Below are 637 nucleotides of genomic sequence, written 5' to 3' on the forward strand. Positions count from 1 at the left end.
ATGGCCGTGGCCTTTCCCGACCGCTTCGACAAATACCTATAGTCCGACCCCACACACAAACAACTTGACACGCTCACCCGCAGGCGTGGTGTATCTAGTATCCACTGCTCCATATTCGTGGCGGCGACGAGGGGTAGTTCCTGCATGCGGAAATGTGCCCTGATGATCCCAGACAGGGTGCTGTAGGTGAGGCCTAGGTCTTTAGCCAGGCTGGTCAGTGTCACATCCACGTCATCGTCGAGGTCTGGAAGGAGTGACTGGTAGAATACCCAGGAGTTTTTCCGGGCGGCTGCTCCAGCTGCGGCAATAGGAGTGCCGGGTGTGTTGGTGGCATAAAAGACGACCGGTACCCCTGCCTCAGCCTCAGCATCAGTGCCGGTAGTAGCGTCAGTGTTGGTGTCGTAGTCCAGTGGCTCGCCGGCCAGGCGGGTATTCCCCGGCGTGGTGTCGCCTACTGGCTCGTGCCTGGTGGTGGGTGGTGGTGTGCTACTTGTCATCGTGGTCGTATCCCCCGGGAATAGTAAACCGGTTAAGTCGAATGTGTTTTCGTCTAACACGGATTCAGAGAGTGTCTAATGGTTTGTGTGTGGGAACCTAACCCGCATAAGGAGATGAACCAGAATGACTACTATGGCGA

At 56.4% G+C, this 637-nt stretch carries 1 pseudogene; it reads right to left on the reverse strand.

The features are described 5' to 3' along the window. A pseudogene (locus ABRP87_RS11255) lies at window positions 1-497 on the reverse strand (hypothetical protein); the annotation flags it as partial. Window positions 498-637: the final 140 nt, after the last annotated feature.

It is taken from the genome of Corynebacterium sp. KPL2830 (assembly GCF_040225635.1).
Taxonomy (GTDB): Bacteria; Actinomycetota; Actinomycetes; order Mycobacteriales; family Mycobacteriaceae; genus Corynebacterium.